The sequence below is a fragment of the Pararhizobium sp. IMCC21322 genome, assembly GCF_030758295.1.
Lineage (GTDB): Bacteria > Pseudomonadota > Alphaproteobacteria > Rhizobiales.
In genome coordinates this window covers 2,565,061-2,583,854 of record NZ_CP132335.1, presented here as the reverse complement: position 1 = coordinate 2,583,854, position 18,794 = coordinate 2,565,061, and the positions used below count along the sequence as shown (strand labels likewise).

Genomic DNA, 18,794 nt, shown 5'->3' with positions numbered 1-18,794 from the left:
CCAACAGTCTGTTTTTTCAGCTTACTGTGCCCAACTAATCATCCAGCCGCACAGAATTATTGTCGCTACTGTCTACACCGGGAATATCAACCCTTGGCAGTCCGTAATCAAACAGGACTGCAATTCCGGCAATCGCAACAATTGCACAAAGAAACGCACGCATGTTCTAAATTCCTCTCATTAGTGGACTATTCAGCCTCGACCTGACCGTTTTGTCTGTCTGTATTGGTGCCCGGCGCATCCGGATCGGTTGCTCTTTTCAGATACTCTACCAGATCAATTCGGTCCTGCGCATCGGTAATTCTCTGCATCGGCATTTTTGAACCGGGGGTCAACTCATCAGGTCCCACATCAAACAACGCGTTGATGGTGTCGTCATTCCAGACGAGATCATTGCCGGTCAACGCGGAGGAATAATTGTATCCTTCCACAGTTCCAGCCAGGCGACCGAAGACACCGCCAAGCGGCGGACCTGCCTGCCTGTTCACATCTGTACCCAGGCTGTGGCAAATGGAACATTTGCGCACGAATTGCCGCTCACCGTTTTCCATTTCATTCGGCGGACGATGGAACGGTTGCTGGTCCGCGCCTTGCGCCGCGACACGCCCCTCTTCCGGCCAGACCGTAACGGCTTCATCCAGCCCTCCGGACAGGAGACGTCCATCATTTGTATAAGCCAGAGCCCAGACCGGTCCTGATTTTGCCGCCCGAAAATCGCGGGCAACGGACCAGTCCCTGGTATCAAGGACCATTATGTAACCATCACCGTCACCAACCGAGAGCCGACTTGCGTCAGAGTTGAGAGCCAGCGCCAAGATAGGACGTCGTTCAAGTGTCACGTCAGCAATCACGTTACCATTTTCGACGTCGATGACCCTTGTACCGCCATCCAGGCTTCCATAGGCCAGCCAGCCTTCGCGGTCATTGACCACGAGCCGATTTACGCCAAAGCCGTGATTGACCTCTACCCGTTCTGGACTGCCATCTGCGACATTCCAGCTTCTGACGGTCCCATCCATCGAAGCGGAATACAAAAGTGTGCCGTCCTTGCTGAACGCGACATCATTCACACCGCTTTTGTGGCCTGTCAGCCATACGCGCAACGCGCCAGTGTCCGCATCCCAAAGGCCAATGCGGCTGTCCCAGCTTGCGGACGCAATAAGCGTGCTGTCTGCCGACACAGTTACGGACATGATTTTTGCTGTGTGGCCTTCAAGCCGCTGCAGCATTTTTGCAGATCTCAAATCCCAAAGGATCAGCGTAGAGTCATCGCCACCAGACACTGCACGATCATTTCCCAGAAATGCAACGCTGTTAACTGCAGCCTTGTGGCCTTCCAGCCATGTCGGTTTGCCACCCGTCCAGTACCCAACCGAATAATCGAAACTGGCGCTGAGTTTTGCGTTCGTGTCATTGGCTGCGGCAACACCCATAACCGGGCCGCCATGGCCGCTGAGACGTTCAAACCCGTCATTTGCCACTGCCAGGCTTGCGGTCAGCAAATAAACGGCAGCGGCCAGGGCTTTCACCTTATTGGCTGACAGCCTCATGACTATTCAGCGGGCTGTGCTGTTTGCGCAGGGTCGTCCGGTTTAGAGGCTTTGGAATTCTTTTTCGCCTCGTCCGCTTCGACCTTGTCCACCCACAGATTGTGGTGCTCCTTGGCCCAGTTTTTGTCCACCTTGCCTGACCCCATAGCCGCAAAAGCGCCCTGCATGCCAACCGAACCAATATAGATATGGGCAAGAATGATAACAGTCATCGCGAAGGCTATAATAGAGTGCCAGAGTTGGGCGTATTGCATTTCCTCATGAAGCTGCAGTTCGGTGGGAAGATTGGTCTCCTGCCCCACAAAGAGTGCAAGTTCGTTGATTTTGGCAAATGTTGCCGCAAACATCGGAAATTCAAACGGAAACAGCAACGATATGCCGGACGCTGACACCGATGCGCCAAGCAGAATGACGCTCCAGAAAATAATCTTTTGACCCGCATTGAACTTTTTGGCCGGGGGATGAACGCCCTTCACGAAAATTCCGCCACCTTTCAGCAACCAGACGAGGTCGTGCCGGTTGGGAATATTCTGAAAGACCCACTGAAAGAAGATCAGGACCAACCCTGCAATAAACGCCCAGGCCACATTATTGTGCACCCATTTGCCAGCAATGGCGATTTGCGAATAAAGCTCCGCTCCGAACCACTCGATCAACACGATTCTGCCGAACAGCAGCCATAACCCGGTCAGGGCCAGTAAAATGAAAGAAATGGCCAGTAACCAATGCCCAAACCGCTCAATGGCGGAAAAGCGCTGCATCAGGACGCCGGACAAGCCGTGTTCTACCTTGATGCGCCCGCGCAGAAGATAAAACAGTGCCAGCAACAGGATCGTGCCTCCCAACGCATATGCGCCGTAGGTGGCCAAGGGGCCTTCTCGCCATTCGAGCCAACGCATGCCGCCATCCTGAATGAGGATTCGGTCCACAGGCTTACCAGTTGAGACCGTAATATCGCCGGTTCCAAACCTCAATTGTCTGTATATATCCGAGTCAGAGGCAGCCCCTCTGACACCAAGCTGCGACGAAAGTGCATCTGCATTTGCTGCGGCGCCGGTTTGGGAACGGCGAAACGCGTCATCAACCGGCTCTCCGCGCTGACGGCGCAGAATGTCCTCAAGGGTCTGAGCGCCCCCTGTGCTGGACCGTGCGTCCTCAGGATCGGCACTTTCCGATTGATTTGCTGCTGGGTCACCATCCTGGGCAAATCCGGAACTGGCAACAAGCAGAGATCCAAAGACCAGGAGGACAGCGAGTGCCAGACTTTGTGAAGTCGCCCTTGTCACTTTTGCCAATTCAGATGCGAACATGATCGCTTTGTCCTTCTTAACGGATGCTTGAAAATTTCAAAAAAGCGCCCCGGAGCAAAGATGTTTTGCTTAGTGATAGGGCAGACGAAAACGGGCCGCATCTAGCGGCCCGTCTCCAAAATTTGCCGAAGTCATGATCTGCTGATCTGAGACCGGCTGATCGGAAGTCGGGCGAACTGGGCTCAGTTGCCCTTCTGGCCGTAGGCTGTACCCCAACCCCAGGCGCCGGAGCCGAAGCCGCGGGCCACAACGCGCTCGCGATAAATCGCGGATACGTCATCGCCATCACCTGCAAGCAACGCCTTGGTTGAGCACATTTCAGCACAGATCGGCAGTTTGCCTTCTGCAATACGGTTACGTCCGTATTTCTGGAACTCGACCGTGGAATGGGTCTCTTCCGGGCCACCTGCGCAGAATGTACATTTGTCCATTTTGCCACGGGAGCCGAAATTGCCAGCTTGCGGGAATTGCGGCGCGCCAAACGGACACGCATAGAAGCAATAACCACACCCGATGCACAGATCTTTTGAGTGCAGCACGATGCCATCTTCTGTCTGGTAGAAACAATCAACCGGGCAGACAGCCATACATGGTGCATCAGAGCAATGCATGCAGGCGACAGAGATCGACCGTTCGCCGGGGTTACCATCATTGATGGTCACCACACGACGGCGGTTGATACCCCAAGGCACCTCATGCTCGTTTTTGCAGGCTGTGACGCAGGCGTTGCATTCAATGCAGCGTTCCGCGTCGCAAAGGAATTTGGCTCTAGCCTGTCCTCCAAGTGCCATAATCTATTCTCCCTATGCCGACCAGATCTTACAGAGCGTTGCCTTGGTCTCTTGCATTTGAGTGACCGAGTCATAGCCGTAAGTCTGAGCTGTGTTTGAGGATTCGCCGAGCACATAAGGATCAGCGCCTTTTGGGTATTTGCTTCTTTGGTCTTCTCCCTGGAAATGACCACCAAAGTGGAATGGCATGAACGCAACCCCGGAGCCAACGCGCTCCGTAACCATCGCCATGACCTTCACCTTGCCGCCTTCAGGGCCTTCGACCCAGACCTGTTTACCATCCCTGATGCCAAGATCATTGGCGTCACGCGGGTTGATTTCCACGAACATGTCCTGCTGCAATTCAGCAAGCCAGGGGTTGGACCGCGATTCATCACCGCCGCCTTCATACTCAACCAAACGCCCAGAGGTCAGGATCATCGGATAATCCTTCGAGAAGTCCTGTTTCTGGATCGACGCATAAAGTGTCGGCAGACGATAGAACTTGCGGTCCTCATAGGTTGGATAGTCTTCAACCAGATCGCGGCGATTTGTGTAGAGCGGCTCACGATGAATCGGCACTGGATCCGGGAAGGTCCAGACCACTGCACGGGCTTTGGCATTCCCGAATGGCGCACATTCGTGCTTGATCGCCACCCGCTGAATACCGCCGGACAAATCGGTTTTCCAGTTCACCTTGGCAACTTTGGCATCAAAGTCAGACGGGAATGGGCTCATGCCAGCCTCACCCACTTCTTTTTTACCCTTCTGGAATTCTGGAATCCCGGAAGCGCGCGCTATTTCCGCCCGTTCTTCATCGGTCAGTTCAGTATGCCAGCCAAGCTCCTGCAGCATTGCGTAGGTGAATTCCGGATATCCATCCTGAATGTCAGAATCCAGCGAGTAAACGCCTTCTGCCAACAAATTGTCACCATCACGTTCAACACCAAAACGTGCCCGGAAAGTCAGGCCGCCTTCGCTGACGCGCTTGGACATATCGTACAGATTTGGTGTTCCGGGATGACCCATTTCCGCGGTTCCCCAGCAAGGCCAAGGCAATCCGTAATAGTCACCATCAGCCGGGCCACCAACCGCTTGCAACGTCGTGCGATGGAAGGTGTGCTGATTGGCCATGTGAAGCTTGATACGCTCCGGAGATTGTCCGGTATAGCCAACAGTCCACATGCCACGGTTAAACTCACGCGTGACATCTTCAACAACCGGCTCATCACCTTCCAGGGCAATGTTCCGGAAGAAGCGATCAGCCCAACCAAATTTCTTGGCGAATTTCGCGATGATCGTGTGATCCGGCAGGCTTTCGTAAAGCGGATCAACCACCTTGTCGCGCCATTGAATGGACCGGTTTGAAGCGGTGACCGAGCCACGTGTTTCGAACTGGGTACAGGCTGGCAGCAGATAGACACCATCCTTGCGATCAGACAAAACAGCAGAGACGGTCGGATATGGATCGACCACGACCAGCATGTCGAGTTTTTCCATGGCCGTTTTCATTTCGACCATACGGGTCTGAGAGTTGGGCGCATGGCCCCACAGAACCATCGCCCGGACATTTGTGTCCTGATCTATATTTTCGACATCCTCAAGCACACCATCAATCCAGCGAGAGACCGGTATACCGGTTGATGTCATCAGGTTCTTGTCTTTGCCGTCAGCGCCCTTGATGGTTGCAAATTGGCCTTTTATCCAATCCAGATCTTCTTCCCATACACGCGCCCAGTGAGCCCAGGAGCCCATGGCAAGACCATAATAGCCAGGCAGTGTATGTGACAGAACACCAAGATCCGTTGCACCCTGAACATTGTCATGGCCACGGAAAATATTAGTGCCGCCACCGGATGTGCCCATATTACCCAGCGCCAGTTGCAGAATGCAGTAAGCCCGGGTGTTATTGTTGCCATTGGTGTGCTGAGTGCCACCCATACACCAGATGACAGTTCCGGGACGATTGTTGACCAGTGTTCTGGCAACCCGGCGCATTTGAGACCCGGGAACACCTGTTACCCGCTCAACTTCTTCCGGCGTCCATTTGGCAACTTCTTCCCTGATCTGGTCCATACCCCAGACACGCGTGCGGATGAATTCCTTGTCTTCCCAGCCATTTTCAAAAATGTGCCACAGAAGACCCCACACCAGACCAATATCGGAGCCTGGACGGAAGCGAACATACTCATCGGCATGCGCTGCTGTGCGCGTGAAGCGCGGGTCGCAGACGATCAAAGGCGCGTTGTTCTGTTCCTTGGCACGCAAGACGTGCAGCAATGAAACGGGATGCGCTTCTGCGGGATTGCCGCCGATAATGAAGATCGCCTTGGAATTATGAATATCATTGTAGCTATTGGTCATTGCACCATAGCCCCAGGTGTTTGCAACACCGGCAACTGTGGTCGAGTGACAAATACGCGCCTGATGATCCACGTTATTGGTGCCCCAATAACCAGCAAATTTGCGGAACAGATAGGCCTGTTCATTGCTGTGTTTGGCTGAACCCAGCCAATACACAGAATCCGGGCCGCTTTCTTCGCGCATTTTCATCATGCCGTCGCCAATCTCATTGATGGCGTCGTCCCAACTCAAACGGGTCCACTCGCCATTGACGAGCTTCATGGGATATTTCAGGCGGCGTTCGCCATGCGCGTGTTCGCGCACTGCCGCGCCTTTTGCGCAATGGGCACCCAGATTGAACGGGCTGTCCCAGCCAGGCTCCTGCCCGACCCACACACCATTATCGACCTCGGCAATCACGGTGCAACCGACCGAACAGTGTGTACAAACTGATTTGATGTTTTTGACATTACCGCTGGCCGCGCCCTGGGCTTCCGCCTTGCGCACTGTACCGCCAGTTGCTGTCAACGCTGCCAGTCCGCCAATAGCCAGACCGGATCCACGCAAAAATCCACGCCGATCAACCGAAGTTGATGCTGCACGGGAAAGGACCGACTCGTCACGGGAGCGTCGCGCAATCCCGTTCGTCTTTTTCCTAAGCATAGGTTTTCCTCCAAATAGGCCTTGCGGCCCGGTTTCTTTGTTGGTCTTTGACGAACCAACTGGGTCCAATCATGCAGGGTCTGGGCGTCACGCAACCGTCCCCCGGATATGATTTTTCCCAACTTTCGTTAGAAGCGTGCCGATTCCAGATATTTCTGCACATGCTCTGTCTTGCGCAGACCTTCACCGGTCATTGGCTCGGCTGCTTCAGCTTCCGTGCCGCCACCGGTGATCACTGCCACTGCTGCAACTGGCGCACCAGCTCCTGCAAGTTTCAGAAAATCCCGCCGACTTGCTGTCGTGGCTTTTTCGCTCATTTTCCTCTCCTTTTCCGGCCGCTTGTGCGGCCCGTCGTTTGAAGGGCTTAGCCTTCCATCCGAAATCCGTTTTCCTCAATACTCGTAAAGGCCCGGCCAATCGTACCGATTGGCGCATAGAGTACCGACGTTTCAGCGGATTCCAGATCCTTGAAGAACAACTCCACCCAAGGGGCCAGATGCGCTTCGAAGAATTCTTTTTGTTCAGATATAGTTGCGGGTGCGCCAAAGCGGCCGCGAATAAGGCCAGACATCATCTCACACACAGATGCTATGTTGTCTTCCGGCTCGTAGACATTTTCCTCACGCTCAATACCAAGGCGCGCCATATCGGCGCGCAGCCTGGCCAGCGGTTTTTCATTCAGAAAGCCTGTCAGGTAGTAACTGCCATGAGGCAACAATTCGCCGCGACCCAATCCGATGAAGAGCGCATTGAACTCACTATGCGCATCTCTTGGATCAACAGCATCAGCCAAACGTGCCAAAGCGGCAATACCGCGACCGATCTCGCTGTCATCACCTTCAAGCTTGGCAGATTGTGTGAGAAGAATTCCGGAAGGCGGGCGGGCCAGAAAAGCACTCAGAAAGTCGTACATGTCCGCCCGAAGCAAATCTTCGGCGCTGACATTATCCAACTTGGCTGCATGATCTGTTGCCATACCCCTCCCCGAGCATGTCGAACGTTACATTCAAAACCCAGAATAACACCGGTCTGGTTTTCTGTCCAACGAATGTGTTGCGACAAAATGGTGAGACACTTTCGACATATGACGCCTCAGATAATGGCAGTTTGCAAATTCGTTCCACACCTGACCAACCATACTTGGGAGGTCATCCATCAAAGTTGAACCGCATGCGATTCAATGGTCTGACCGGGGTCAGGAGTTCCTCGGCATCCAACTCCACAAGTTCCAGCTCCGGGTTTGCAGAATCTGTCGGGGGCTCTTCATGCGGCAGCGCTGCTAAATTGGTTTCAACACCTGGGTCTTGGTCGTTTGGCGGGATATCTTCATCGGAAACCATATCAGGATGGGTTTCGGCCTCTGCCACCACGCTCTCGGTTTCTTCTGATTCGTCACTGTCTGCCAATTCCTCGATCTTGCGAATGATCCCTTTGCCAACCTGGTAGGCTGTCTGCATGCCGGGCACCACTGTCGCCGCATCTGTGAAATCATCTCCGTAATCCACCAGCATATCCACATTCGCCAGCGCCGGGTTACTGAGCCAAAGCTTTCTGAGAGCGCGATTTCTAATGCGTGCGGGAATTGCGGATTTCATAAAGACGGTGAAATCATCGCCCTGCTTGAGAGCGTCTGGGTCTGGCAGATCAAAATGGTCCAACACCTGCTCGTCGCTGAGCAAGTCCAATTCTTCCGCAGTGAGCTGTATTGACACATCATCTGCTAAATCTTGCGGATCTTCGGTCTGCAGCTGTTCCTGATTGGCAGCGGGCTTCTGCTTTGCCTCCGCCTTTCGCTGCGACCATCTGGACAGGAAATCCCGTTGGCCCGACCCGGTATCAGATGAATATTTGTCCTCAGCACTCAATGCAGCGTTTCCTTGGGCTTGTCCGGACCCGACTGTGTTGGCTTGGTCTGCGAGGGGGTGCGATACACATCTGCAGTCTGACGAATTCTGGGATCTCCGATGCCGTCCTCCTTCAAATCTTCAAAGTATCTGCGGCGTTTGCGCTTTTTGAATTGTTCTTCCTCGAAATGAACGTCCGTGAATGACCGAACCCAGGCAACCAGCCCCTCTGGCATTGGTACAGGTTCGACGATTTCCTCACCGCTATCCTGATAATCCTGAGCCTCGTATGCTGATGCTGTGGCGGTGTGAACGGCATAATCATGTAGTGATTGCGGATCGTCATCGCGGCGCAGAATAACAAACACAGTCGGCGGCTCCATGCTGAGCGATACCATGTAGGCCTCGGCATCAGCCCGATGCAGATCAAGTGAAACGGTGGCTGCATGGAATTCCACCACATCGCCATCCCGTCTGAGTTCTGCCCAATCAGCCGGACCGGCTCCCGGCAAGACAGCGACCACGCGCCAAACATGTTTGGCCCACCGGGTCACACCAGGTTGCCGGCGGATCACGATGCCCAACGGCATTGTAATCTTGCTCGTCTCCATGAACTTCTCCCAAAAGGACACTTGTCGTTGTCGTCGACATCACTATAGGCTGGCGAAACTATAAATTTGCAAAAAATCCGAGTCTAGAGATTGCATCGCCGCGATATGATACGCAATTCGCAATTTGGATATGTTGGGGTTGATCGATGCCGGATATAAAACGACTGCTGGTCTGCGATTGCGCCGGGTCCATGGCGCTTAATCCTGAAACTCTGGGTAAAGCCGCAGGTGTTGAGGGCGTAACAGCGTGCAGCTTTTTGTGCACCGACCAGGTTCAAGTGGCCACTGATGCCTTGTCAGAGGGTGGCGATGTAACAATTGCATGCCGCCAAGAGGCTGATTTCTTTGAAAACCTTGCTGAGGAGCTTGGTGCAAGCGAACGTTTGCAGACGGTTGATATTCGCGACCGTGCAGGCTGGACAGACGACGAAAATGCCATTCCAAAACAGGCAGCTCTGCTTGCAGAAATAGCACTCCCACGCCCGCAGACGCCCTCCAGGGATGTGACCTCTGAGGGGGTTTGTTTGATTCTCGGCGCTGATGAGACCGCCCTGACTGCGGCTAAACGCCTCTCTGATGTGTTGGCAGTCACCTGCATTATGACAGAAGCACCGGACTTTGTGCGTCCGGTCAACAGCTATGATCTTGCGATCGGAAACATTTCCAAGGCCAGTGGAACAATTGGCAAGTTTGAGGTGATTGTTGATCAGTACGCCCCCATGCAACGCACCGGGCGCGGCGATCCGGGATTTCTTGCGCCTAAAGATGGTGCCCGTTCACGGTGCGATATCATACTGGATATCAGTGGCCAGGCACCGCTGTTTCCGGCGCCGGAAAAACGTGATGGTTATTTCCATGCTGATCCAAATGACAAGCTGGGTGTTGAACGCGCTATTTTTGACGCGTCGCAAATGGTGGGGACGTTTGAAAAACCTCTCTACATTCGTTTCGACCCATCGATCTGTGCCCATTCGCGGGCGCAGCAAACCGGCTGTAACAAGTGTCTGAACATTTGCCCGACGGGCGCTATTTCGCCTGCGGGAGATGTTGTCTTCATCGACGAAAACATCTGTGCCGGTTGCGGCGCATGTGCAGCGGTCTGCCCTTCTGGCGCTGCCAGCTATGATGATCCTTCAGTTGATTACCTGTTCCGTCGCCTGCGAATCCTTTCACAGACATTTCGGGATGCCGGCGGGGTATCGCCCAGAGTTCTGTTCCATGACGAGGAACATGGTGGGGAAATGATCCGCCTCTCTGCGCGTTTTGGGCGTGGTTTACCGGCCGATGTTATTCCGGTGGACGTCTCCAATGTCGAGGGCGTGGGGCATGCAGAGCTAATTGCGGCGATGGGCGTTGGTTTCACCGAAGCATTGCTGTTGGCCGGGCCGAAAACGGATCTGACTGCGCCGGAAACAGAGATTGAAATCGCGCGCGCAATTCTTGAAGGTGGTGGCCACAATCCCGAGTTGGTGCGCTTGCTGCGCCCTGAAGCTCCGGACGATCTGGAAGCTATTTTGTATGATCGCCCGATCGAGCCGATCAAGGTGGAACCTATCCTGCCGCTTGGCAGCCGCCGTGATGTGACCCGGCTTGCTTCTGCGACTTTGTCGCCGCACGTCGAAGCGCCTATCGAATTGCCGGAAGGCGCACCCTATGGCGCTGTCGTAATTGACAAAGAGCTTTGTACGCTTTGCCTGTCCTGCATTTCTCTGTGTCCCGTGGGGGCTCTGACAGATCATGCTGACCGTCCGGCGGTGAATTTTCAGGAAAGCGCCTGCCTGCAGTGTGGCATTTGCAAAAGCACGTGTCCGGAGAGCGCAATCACTCTGAAGCCCCAACTGAACCTTTCCAAGCAAGCAATCATTCCGCAAATGCTGCATGAGGAAGAGCCGTTCGAGTGCATCGAATGCGGTAAGCCGTTTGGTGTCAAAAGCACGATCAACAAAGTGGTTGAGAAGCTTGAGGGCAAACACTGGATGTATACAAATTCCGACAATTCCAAGCTTATTCAGATGTGCGATGACTGCCGCGTGAGAGCGCAATATCACGGCGACAACTCACCGTTCCAGGCTGGTGAGCGGCCTAAAATCCGCACAACAGACGACTATCTGGCTGGTAAACTGGACGATACGGAATAGGGAACTACCATCGTGTCAGGTGTGTTGCGCTATCTCTCGCACCCACAGGTGCGGGTGGACCCGGCAGTTGCGGTACCGGATTGGGGTCTTTCGGACATTGGCAGATCGCGAACCGAAAGCGTTAGCCATTCGCATTCACTGCAGAGCACCACGTCGATTATCAGCAGTTCAGAACGAAAAGCCGTTGAAACCGCAGACATGCTGGCAAGGCCATTAAAGCTGAAAGTCCAAGAGCGGCCAGCCACTCATGAGAATGACCGCAGTGCGACGGGGTTTTTGTCTCCCGACGTTTTTGAAGACACTGCAAACCGATTCTTTGAACGCCCTCATCAAAGTATTGATGGCTGGGAACGCGCCATTGATGCCCAAGGCCGAATTGTCACCGAGGTGATATCAGCCATCCAAGACCACGGTGCGGGCGATCTGCTGATTGTGGGGCATGGCGGTGTTGGAACGCTGCTTTATTGCTATTTTGCAAGCGTGCCGATCTCGCGCGCATTCGATCAACCTGCTGGCGGCGGTAACTTCTTTAAAATCGATCTGGCAACCCGGCACCCGATTCACCACTGGCTGCCAATGGAAGAGCTTTAAGCCCGTCCCGCTGCCAAAGCTCAAGGTAAGGTGAGATTGGTTAAGCCTCAGGGGCAGATGGCAAATGTGCCTGAACAGCGCGCGCAATAATGCGCTCCTCATCTGTGGGAATAACCATCAGGCGTGTTGCACCATTTCCTATGTCATGGGCATTTTCCTGGTTTTGAGCCTGATCTACAGAGAGGCCCAGATAGTCCAGACCATCGACAATCCTCTCCCGGATCACAGCTGCGTTCTCACCAATGCCACCACAAAACACCAACGCGTCCAAGCCGCTGAGTACAGCGGTCATGGCGCCAATTTCACGCCGCGCACGAAACACATAATAGTCAATTGCTTCAGCGGCTTGTGGATTTTCTGACGCTAACAGGCTGCGCATATCGCTGGATTGCCCGGACAGGCCCAAAAGCCCGCTGCGCGTGTATAGAAGGTTGTTCACGTCCTCTGGGCTCATGCCATTTTGCTGCATCATGTAAAGCACAACGCCAGGGTCAAGCTGACCGCAGCGCGTGCCCATCGGCAATCCATCCAGCGCCGTGAATCCCATAGTCGAGCCAATGCTTCTGCCAGCTTTTATGGCGCACATGGACGCGCCATTTCCCAAATGCGCGACCACAACACGGCCCTGATGCAACTCCGGATAGTCCCTGGCAAGAACGCCGGTGATGTAATCGTAACTCAACCCATGAAACCCGTAACGGCGGACGCCCTGATCATAAAAAAAGCGTGGCAATGCAAACGTGTCGTTGACCCATGGATGGCTGCGGTGGAAGGATGTATCGAAACAGCCGATCTGCACGGCGTCCGGAAACGCCTTACGCGCCATTTCCACACCAGCCAGATTGTGGGGTTGATGCAGTGGGGCCAACGGGCAGAGTTTTTGCAAAGCCTCAATGGTCGAAGGTGTCAAAACGGCGGGTTCCGTAAAATGGACGCCTCCATGGACGATGCGGTGGCCAATTCCGACAATCTCCAAACCTTCCCGATGTGATTCCAGGGCTTTTAAAACGACGGCCAATGCTTCAGAATGGGTTGCAGCGGTAACGGGTTGATCAAATGTGGAAGCATCACTTTTGACACTCAATCGGGCAGCCAGCCCGATCCTGTCCACCTGCCCGTCCACCAACATCTCTGGTTCCAAAGACGCTCGATACAGACCAAATTTCAGCGACGAGGAGCCGGTGTTCAGGATAAGGATGCCTGTCATCGCCATGCAGCTTCGCTGAAGTAAACCGCCATGGTTTGAATGGTCATTCTGGACCGATTGTCATTTGCTTTGTGGGACGGACTAGCGCCCATGACATGGGCAAACTCAGGGGTGTCTTTGAACAACATCCGTTTCCCTACAGGTTGATGAATAGCCAGTTTCTGCCGGTTCGGCATGACAGCAAGATTACTTAATCTGATTCTGGGGCAAACACGAACAGTCCAAGACCCGTCGATTGATATGATTATTCAGAACCGTTTCACCCAAAAGATGTGACCAATTTTAAAAACACTTATCGGGCCTCAACAGTGCCCCCCAAATCTTTCGTCGGCATTTTTGAAACGAACGAGGCGATTGCCTCAACTTCCTCGATTGTCATGACGAGAGGTGCGATAGGCGACGGGCGTGCGGGATCAAACGGTTCGGTGATGCCTTCAATCTGGGTAAACGCGGGATGCGGATTGATGGTCCAGAAAGCGGCGAAGCTTTCGGGCCAATCCGGGAGCGTTTTCAGCGCACCAAAAGAAGGCGTTGAGCCAATGCCGCCAAAGGGATTGCGGCTGTCGACAACATGACATCGACCACAATGCAACAAGGCAAGTTTTGAGCCAAGATTTGCATCGCCTTCAATTTCAATTTTCACTTCTTCGATAATTTTTTTGGCACCCGGCGTGAACAATTGACTGCCGTCTGGTTTGAAACTTTCAATCGCCGCTCGCCCCGGACCGCTTTGCAGCCAGTCCAGCAATTTGGCAATTTTCTCCTGTTGGGCCGGGTCGGCAGAGATTGATACCAGATGATACGGCACGCCATCCGCTGAACTCATGACAGCGATACCATCGCCGGCTTCGGGCAGCAGGCTTGCAGCGCCATTTTCCCCTTCCAGAATCGCCTCAACCCGAATTCGAGTCTTGAAGCGAAACCTCGGAAACAAATGTTGTGCGAGACCGCTTTCGATCAGGTGATCCGGGACAATCAGTCGCAGATCAGCTTCCTGCGCAACGACGATGGGCAGCTTTAGCCCCAAAACAGCTAACGCGGATATCAAAAGACTTCCTATCAGATGTTTGACAGGCATTTCCCTCTCCCTGGATATTCGCTACACCTTAATCGCAGAGAAATGTGCTGTGCAAGAAAACAAGTGACGCAGCCATTTGAGGTGCAAACCAATTGCACCCATATAAACAGGGAGACCAGCATGGACAATGAAGCCTTCAATATGTCCCTTCGCAAATTTCTGAAGAAGGTAGGCGTGACCTCTCAACAGGAAATAGAGGAAGCAGTCCGTACGGCCAGAGATGCTGGCTCACTGGGGGACGGACCATTGAAAGCGCGCATGGTTCTGACGCTCGAAGGCGTCGAACTTGAGCATGTGGTCGAAGGTGACATCGCCCTGATGGATACTCAATGAGCGAACCAACGCTTGAGGCAGTAAGGGCCGCCCTTTCCAAAATTATTGACCCGGCGCAGGGAAAAGACATCATCTCCACAGGCCAGGTGCAGGGATTAGGCGTCAATGGCGAACGGGTCAGCTTCATTCTGGAAGTTGATCCCAACCGTGGATCAGCCATGGAACCCTTGCGCAAAGCGGCGGAGGAAGCGGTAAAATCCGTCCCAGGTATTGTTGCCGTAAATGTGGTGATGACCGCACACTCTGGCGAAGGCCAGGCAAAACCTGCTGCGGCAGCGCCAAAAAGCGCACCTCCCGGATTCCCGATCAAAGCACCCAAGCCTTTGGAAGGCGCGTCAAAGCGCGTGCCCGGCGTTGATCGGATCATCGCGATCGCGTCTGGCAAGGGCGGTGTTGGCAAATCAACCGTGTCGTCCAATCTGGCTGTGGCTCTGGCCGCGCAGGGCAAACGGGTCGGTCTGCTGGATGCTGATGTGTACGGACCCAGCCAGCCACGTATGCTGGGCGTTTCCGGACGGCCATCCAGCCCTGATGGTCATATCATCCTGCCCCTGCGCAACCACGGCGTTACGCTGATGTCGATTGGCCTGATGACCGGTGAAGATGAAGCCGTTGTCTGGCGTGGTCCAATGCTGATGGGCGCCTTGCAACAGATGCTTACACAAGTGCAATGGGGCCGTCTTGATGTGCTTCTGGTCGATTTGCCACCCGGTACCGGGGATGTGCAGATGACCCTGTGCCAAAAGGCCGAGGTCGATGGTGTCGTTATTGTCTCGACGCCTCAGGACATTGCACTGATTGACGCTCGTAAGGGCATCGATATGTTTCAGAAAATGAACACCCCCATTCTGGGCATTATCGAAAACATGTCGTCTTTTGTCTGCACAACCTGCCAGACGGTGCATCATCCATTCGGTCATGGCGGTGCAAAGGCTGAAGCCGAAAAGCTGGGTGTTCCCTTTCTGGGCGAAATTCCGTTGGATCTGGATATCCGCATTGCCAGCGATGGCGGCGCGCCTATTGTGGCCGCCAAGCCGGACAGTCCGCAGACAAAGGCCTTCTGGGATGTCGCTGAGAATTTGATGAAATCGGATGCAATGAAATGATCCTTGGCCAACCTGATCCGGAAGTGCCGCAGTTCCCGCCAATGTTTCGTGGTGAACCACTTCGCGCAAATCTTGACCCCTTTTCCAAGGCGATTTCTTCGGCCATGCGCGGGATTGATCCGGGATTGATCGTTTGGTCGGAAGACAAAAACACGGCAAAAGCCGCGCTGGTCCTTGCACCTGAAGAGCCTTTGGAGACTGCCATTGGTGCCGTGTTTGCTGCCTTTTTGGGCTTGAGTGACAGTCTTGGTGCGCTCGCGCCTCCTGAAGTGGCTGTTCATTTTCAATGGCCAGACCGGATCAAGGTCAATGGTGGACTATGCGGCCGCATAAAAATTGCCGCCGACACCACAAAGCCGGATCAGGAACCCAATTGGATCGTCATTGGCATCGAGCTGCCACTTTTGCCCGATCACGAATATGAGCCTGGCGATAGCCCCAATCAAACCACTTTGGTTGAGGAAGGCTGTGGCGAAATTACCCGCACGCAGTTGATTGAGGGCTGGTCACGCCACACGCTGGTCTGGATAAACCGCTATGTGGATGATGGATTTGCGCCATTGCATGCAGCTTGGCGCAGCAAGTGCGATTCACTGGGTGAGCCAATCGAAATACCGCGTAAAGGCGTTTTCATGGGCCTTGATGAGTTGGGCGGCATGCTTTTGAAAGATGATGACAGGACGCATATCATTCCACTCACCCAACAGTTGGAGGCGACGGCATGAAACTGGCCCGAACAATTCGTTTCGACGATTCAGACCTGAATGTATTTGAAAACACGGCAGAACTGGATGAATGGGCGCTTTCTGGTGCGTTCGAGTTTTCCAATTGGACCGAAGCGGAGCTGACTGGCAAAGGACGCCAGGCATTCGCAAATGGCTGGATGGGTCTTGAAAGCTTTGGACGGTCGACCTTTGTGGCTGTCACGGCCATCAGCCAGCGCGAATATGATGATCTGATCGACAGGCTCTCGGTCCATTTTGTTCAGCGCTATGGCGCGCCCAGTCTTGAAGCTGCACGCGGTCCTGCCGTTGAAGAAATCGAACACATGCGCCAGATGTGCGAAGATCATGAAGACAACACCTTGCTGATTGTCGAACGTGAACTTGTCGAAAGCGGCGTTAAAGAAAGTTTTCGCGTTCTCAAACCGCAAGATGCGGATCTGGCGCAGTTTGCGGTCCATGGAGAGATGGAATAGGCAACGCTGCCACGTTGCAACAGCCTGACAATCTGATTCAGACTGTCAGGCTTAGCTTTTGATATCGTTGCTAAATCACAGACCCAGCATGGATTTGATTTGCGCTTCATCGGTTTCGCCGCCAGCAAAATCGTCAAACGCTTTTTCTGTCACCTCAATGATGTGATCGGAGATAAAAGGAGCTCCTTCAGCAGCGCCCTGCTCAGGGTGTTTCAGGCAGCATTCCCATTCCAGAACCGCCCAGCTGTCGTAATTGTATTTCGACAGTTTTGAGAAGATGCCTGCGAAATCGACCTGCCCATCGCCCAGAGAGCGGAAGCGCCCTGCTCGGTTTTCCCAGGACTGATAGCCGGAATACACACCCTGACGGCCATCGGGATTAAACTCTGCATCCTTGACGTGGAAAGCAGAAATTCTCTCATGATAGATGTCTATAAAGGCCAGGTAATCGAGTTGCTGGAGCACGAAATGTGAAGGATCATAATTGATCATACAGCGCTTGTGGCCCTTTAGCTGCTCCAGAAACATTTCGAATGTGACGCCGTCGAACACATCCTCACCGGGATGAATTTCGTAGGCAACATCCACGCCCTGATCCTCATAAGCATCCAGAATCGGTTTCCAGCGCCGCGCAAGCTCAGCAAAAGCTTCCTCTATCAAGCCCGCCGGGCGCTGTGGCCATGGGTAAAGGTAAGGAAAAGCCAGCGCTCCGGGGAAAGAAACGGATACATCAAGACCCAGATTACGAGACGCCACAGCGGCCTTCATCATCTGATCCACGGCCCATTCCTGCCGCGCTTTCGGATTGCCGTGAACCGAAGCCGGCGCAAAGGCGTCAAACTGACTGTCATAGGCGGGATGAACAGCAACAAGCTGACCCTGAAGATGCGTGGAGAGTTCCGTAATCTCGACGCCGGAATCTGCACAGATTCCTTTCACTTCATCGCAGTAGGTCTTTGATTCTGCTGCTTTTTCCAAATCAAACAAAGAACCTACAAAGGTTGGTATCTGAACCCCTTTATAACCATGATCCGCCGCCCATTTTGTGATGTTCGGCAAAGTGTCAAAGGGTGCTGCATCCCCTGCAAATTGTGCCAGAAAAATTGCCGGCCCTTTTATTGTCGTCGCCATTGTCTACTCCCTGATTTGTGTCTTGAGAATTTCGACTTAACCGCCAGCATCCCTTTGAGCGATCCAGTCATGATCCGGGTGATTTTTGAAACGCCACTTCCTCATCGGCCCGGCCATGACATTCAGATAATACATCTCATAGCCGTAAGGACTGCCGCAGGGGTGATGGCCCTTGGGCACTAGAACCACATCGCCATCATAAACCGCCATGGTTTCATCCAGCGTGCCGTCTTCTGTGAACACGCGCTGGATGCCATAGCCCTGCCCCGGGTTCAGCCGGTGATAATAGGTTTCTTCCAGATAGGTCATGTCAGGGTAATTATCTTCATCATGCCGATGTGGCGGATATGAGGACCAATTCCCCTGGGGGGTGAACACTTCGGTGACCAACAGGCTGTCTGCCACGTCCCGATCTTCCATAGCAATGGGGTGAATGAAGCGTGTGTTAGCCCCCTTGCCGCGTTCTTCAAATCCGATGCCATCCAGCCGTTGTGCAGGATAGTTTCCTTTTCCGGGCGCGCTGCAGACCGCCAGTTCGCACCGCGTGGTGGCGGTCGCGCTCCAATCCTTACCATTCGGAATATAAACGCAATGTGGTTTGGTGCGCTCAAACACGCTCATCCGCTCGCCCATTTCGCCAAAATCCTGCCCAGCCCCGGAAATTTTGGCTTTGCCTTCGACCAGAACGAGGATGACTTCTGTGTCACCGGTGTGTTCAGAAATGCTGTCGCCTGGTTCGAGCTTGTAAAGCCCAAAACCGACATAGCCCCAGCCCGCACTTTCAGGCGAGATATCATGCACCTTGCCGCTTGTGCCGTTGGGTTTGATCTGCAATTCAGCCATTCAGTTATTTCCTCCACGTCCTGCTAACATTCATACAACGCCTTCCAGATCGCGTCGATGCGTATCGATTCTAGGTTT

Annotated in this window: 19 protein-coding genes; 6 read left to right on the top strand and 13 right to left on the bottom strand. The window is 53.7% G+C overall.

What is annotated here, in order from left to right; all coding sequences use genetic code 11:
• Positions 1–34 precede the first annotated feature (34 nt).
• The 9 genes from RAL91_RS12255 to RAL91_RS12215 all read right to left on the bottom strand — a co-directional run bounded on the left by RAL91_RS12255 (position 35) and on the right by RAL91_RS12215 (position 9,091).
• Positions 35–163: a hypothetical protein gene (locus RAL91_RS12255; protein WP_306262655.1), complete on the bottom strand. Its 129-nt coding sequence runs from the start codon at positions 161–163 to the stop codon at positions 35–37.
• A 25-nt stretch (positions 164–188) separates the two neighbouring features.
• On the bottom strand, positions 189–1,550 hold the full coding sequence (locus tag RAL91_RS12250; protein WP_306262653.1) for a c-type cytochrome: 1,362 nt from the start codon (positions 1,548–1,550) through the stop codon (positions 189–191).
• A gap of 2 nt (positions 1,551–1,552) precedes the next feature.
• Positions 1,553–2,860 carry a formate dehydrogenase subunit gamma gene (locus tag RAL91_RS12245; protein ID WP_306262651.1) on the bottom strand — a complete coding sequence of 436 codons (1,308 nt, stop codon included), beginning with the start codon at positions 2,858–2,860 and terminating at the stop codon, positions 1,553–1,555.
• 182 nt (positions 2,861–3,042) lie between these two features.
• Positions 3,043–3,651 carry a formate dehydrogenase FDH3 subunit beta gene (gene fdh3B / locus RAL91_RS12240; RefSeq protein WP_306262649.1) on the bottom strand — a complete coding sequence of 203 codons (609 nt, stop codon included), beginning with the start codon at positions 3,649–3,651 and terminating at the stop codon, positions 3,043–3,045.
• A 12-nt stretch (positions 3,652–3,663) separates the two neighbouring features.
• The gene (locus RAL91_RS12235; protein ID WP_306262648.1) at positions 3,664–6,636 is read right to left on the bottom strand and encodes a formate dehydrogenase subunit alpha; all 2,973 of its coding nucleotides are present in this window, start codon (positions 6,634–6,636) and stop codon (positions 3,664–3,666) included.
• A 128-nt stretch (positions 6,637–6,764) separates the two neighbouring features.
• Positions 6,765–6,953 carry a twin-arginine translocation signal domain-containing protein gene (locus RAL91_RS12230; RefSeq protein ID WP_306262646.1) on the bottom strand — a complete coding sequence of 63 codons (189 nt, stop codon included), beginning with the start codon at positions 6,951–6,953 and terminating at the stop codon, positions 6,765–6,767.
• A 47-nt stretch (positions 6,954–7,000) separates the two neighbouring features.
• Positions 7,001–7,612 carry a molecular chaperone gene (locus tag RAL91_RS12225; protein ID WP_306262644.1) on the bottom strand — a complete coding sequence of 204 codons (612 nt, stop codon included), beginning with the start codon at positions 7,610–7,612 and terminating at the stop codon, positions 7,001–7,003.
• Positions 7,613–7,784: 172 nt separating this feature from the next.
• Positions 7,785–8,501 carry a DUF3306 domain-containing protein gene (locus tag RAL91_RS12220; RefSeq protein WP_306262643.1) on the bottom strand — a complete coding sequence of 239 codons (717 nt, stop codon included), beginning with the start codon at positions 8,499–8,501 and terminating at the stop codon, positions 7,785–7,787.
• The gene (locus RAL91_RS12215) at positions 8,498–9,091 is read right to left on the bottom strand and encodes a DUF3305 domain-containing protein (RefSeq protein ID WP_306262641.1); all 594 of its coding nucleotides are present in this window, start codon (positions 9,089–9,091) and stop codon (positions 8,498–8,500) included. The genes RAL91_RS12220 and RAL91_RS12215 overlap by 4 nt, the downstream gene beginning before the upstream one ends.
• A 146-nt stretch (positions 9,092–9,237) precedes the next feature.
• Between RAL91_RS12215 and RAL91_RS12210 the strand changes: the two genes are divergently transcribed.
• Positions 9,238–11,229: a 4Fe-4S binding protein gene (locus tag RAL91_RS12210; protein ID WP_306262639.1), complete on the top strand. Its 1,992-nt coding sequence runs from the start codon at positions 9,238–9,240 to the stop codon at positions 11,227–11,229.
• Positions 11,230–11,241: 12 nt separating this feature from the next.
• Complete coding sequence (locus RAL91_RS12205; protein ID WP_306262637.1) at positions 11,242–11,820, top strand: histidine phosphatase family protein; 579 nt, start codon at positions 11,242–11,244, stop codon at positions 11,818–11,820.
• 40 nt (positions 11,821–11,860) lie between these two features.
• Here RAL91_RS12205 and RAL91_RS12200 read toward each other — a convergent pair whose 3' ends face one another.
• Together RAL91_RS12200 and RAL91_RS12195 are read right to left on the bottom strand one after the other, a co-directional pair.
• Positions 11,861–13,027 (bottom strand): acetate/propionate family kinase, encoded by a 1,167-nt coding sequence (locus RAL91_RS12200; protein WP_306262635.1) that lies wholly within the window; start codon positions 13,025–13,027, stop codon positions 11,861–11,863.
• Between the two features lie 292 nt (positions 13,028–13,319).
• A complete protein-coding gene (locus tag RAL91_RS12195) occupies positions 13,320–14,105 on the bottom strand; it encodes a cytochrome c (protein WP_306262634.1) in 786 nt (261 codons plus the stop codon).
• A 120-nt stretch (positions 14,106–14,225) separates the two neighbouring features.
• Between RAL91_RS12195 and RAL91_RS12190 the strand changes: the two genes are divergently transcribed.
• From RAL91_RS12190 to RAL91_RS12175, 4 genes are read left to right on the top strand one after another with little or no spacing between them, the layout of a single operon-like run.
• Positions 14,226–14,438 (top strand): DUF6494 family protein, encoded by a 213-nt coding sequence (locus RAL91_RS12190; RefSeq protein ID WP_306262632.1) that lies wholly within the window; start codon positions 14,226–14,228, stop codon positions 14,436–14,438.
• Positions 14,435–15,544, top strand: a complete 1,110-nt coding sequence (locus RAL91_RS12185; protein ID WP_306262631.1) for an Mrp/NBP35 family ATP-binding protein — start codon at positions 14,435–14,437, stop codon at positions 15,542–15,544. The genes RAL91_RS12190 and RAL91_RS12185 overlap by 4 nt, the downstream gene beginning before the upstream one ends.
• Positions 15,541–16,269 (top strand): biotin/lipoate--protein ligase family protein, encoded by a 729-nt coding sequence (locus tag RAL91_RS12180; protein ID WP_306262630.1) that lies wholly within the window; start codon positions 15,541–15,543, stop codon positions 16,267–16,269. Before RAL91_RS12185 ends, RAL91_RS12180 begins: the two co-directional genes overlap by 4 nt.
• Entirely contained in the window at positions 16,266–16,742 is a 477-nt protein-coding gene (locus RAL91_RS12175; protein ID WP_306262628.1) for a DUF6505 family protein, read from the top strand. The genes RAL91_RS12180 and RAL91_RS12175 overlap by 4 nt, the downstream gene beginning before the upstream one ends.
• 75 nt (positions 16,743–16,817) lie before the next feature.
• On the opposite strand, the gene RAL91_RS12170 is transcribed toward RAL91_RS12175, so the two are convergent.
• Positions 16,818–17,873: a sugar phosphate isomerase/epimerase gene (locus RAL91_RS12170; RefSeq protein WP_306262626.1), complete on the bottom strand. Its 1,056-nt coding sequence runs from the start codon at positions 17,871–17,873 to the stop codon at positions 16,818–16,820.
• A gap of 36 nt (positions 17,874–17,909) precedes the next feature.
• A complete protein-coding gene (iolB, locus tag RAL91_RS12165) occupies positions 17,910–18,716 on the bottom strand; it encodes a 5-deoxy-glucuronate isomerase (RefSeq protein WP_306262624.1) in 807 nt (268 codons plus the stop codon).
• Positions 18,717–18,794 lie beyond the last annotated feature (78 nt).

Coding starts and splice junctions, on each gene's coding strand:
- fdh3B (WP_306262649.1), bottom strand. CDS start 3,651: ATGGCACTTGGAGGACAGGCTAGAGCCAAATTCCTTTGCGACGCGGAA.
- RAL91_RS12215 (WP_306262641.1), bottom strand. CDS start 9,091: ATGGAGACGAGCAAGATTACAATGCCGTTGGGCATCGTGATCCGCCGG.
- RAL91_RS12245 (WP_306262651.1), bottom strand. CDS start 2,860: ATGTTCGCATCTGAATTGGCAAAAGTGACAAGGGCGACTTCACAAAGT.
- RAL91_RS12225 (WP_306262644.1), bottom strand. CDS start 7,612: ATGGCAACAGATCATGCAGCCAAGTTGGATAATGTCAGCGCCGAAGAT.
- RAL91_RS12175 (WP_306262628.1), top strand. CDS start 16,266: ATGAAACTGGCCCGAACAATTCGTTTCGACGATTCAGACCTGAATGTA.
- RAL91_RS12185 (WP_306262631.1), top strand. CDS start 14,435: ATGAGCGAACCAACGCTTGAGGCAGTAAGGGCCGCCCTTTCCAAAATT.
- RAL91_RS12190 (WP_306262632.1), top strand. CDS start 14,226: ATGGACAATGAAGCCTTCAATATGTCCCTTCGCAAATTTCTGAAGAAG.
- RAL91_RS12195 (WP_306262634.1), bottom strand. CDS start 14,105: ATGCCTGTCAAACATCTGATAGGAAGTCTTTTGATATCCGCGTTAGCT.
- iolB (WP_306262624.1), bottom strand. CDS start 18,716: ATGGCTGAATTGCAGATCAAACCCAACGGCACAAGCGGCAAGGTGCAT.
- RAL91_RS12170 (WP_306262626.1), bottom strand. CDS start 17,873: ATGGCGACGACAATAAAAGGGCCGGCAATTTTTCTGGCACAATTTGCA.
- RAL91_RS12210 (WP_306262639.1), top strand. CDS start 9,238: ATGCCGGATATAAAACGACTGCTGGTCTGCGATTGCGCCGGGTCCATG.
- RAL91_RS12250 (WP_306262653.1), bottom strand. CDS start 1,550: ATGAGGCTGTCAGCCAATAAGGTGAAAGCCCTGGCCGCTGCCGTTTAT.
- RAL91_RS12230 (WP_306262646.1), bottom strand. CDS start 6,953: ATGAGCGAAAAAGCCACGACAGCAAGTCGGCGGGATTTTCTGAAACTT.
- RAL91_RS12255 (WP_306262655.1), bottom strand. CDS start 163: ATGCGTGCGTTTCTTTGTGCAATTGTTGCGATTGCCGGAATTGCAGTC.
- RAL91_RS12180 (WP_306262630.1), top strand. CDS start 15,541: ATGATCCTTGGCCAACCTGATCCGGAAGTGCCGCAGTTCCCGCCAATG.
- RAL91_RS12200 (WP_306262635.1), bottom strand. CDS start 13,027: ATGACAGGCATCCTTATCCTGAACACCGGCTCCTCGTCGCTGAAATTT.
- RAL91_RS12235 (WP_306262648.1), bottom strand. CDS start 6,636: ATGCTTAGGAAAAAGACGAACGGGATTGCGCGACGCTCCCGTGACGAG.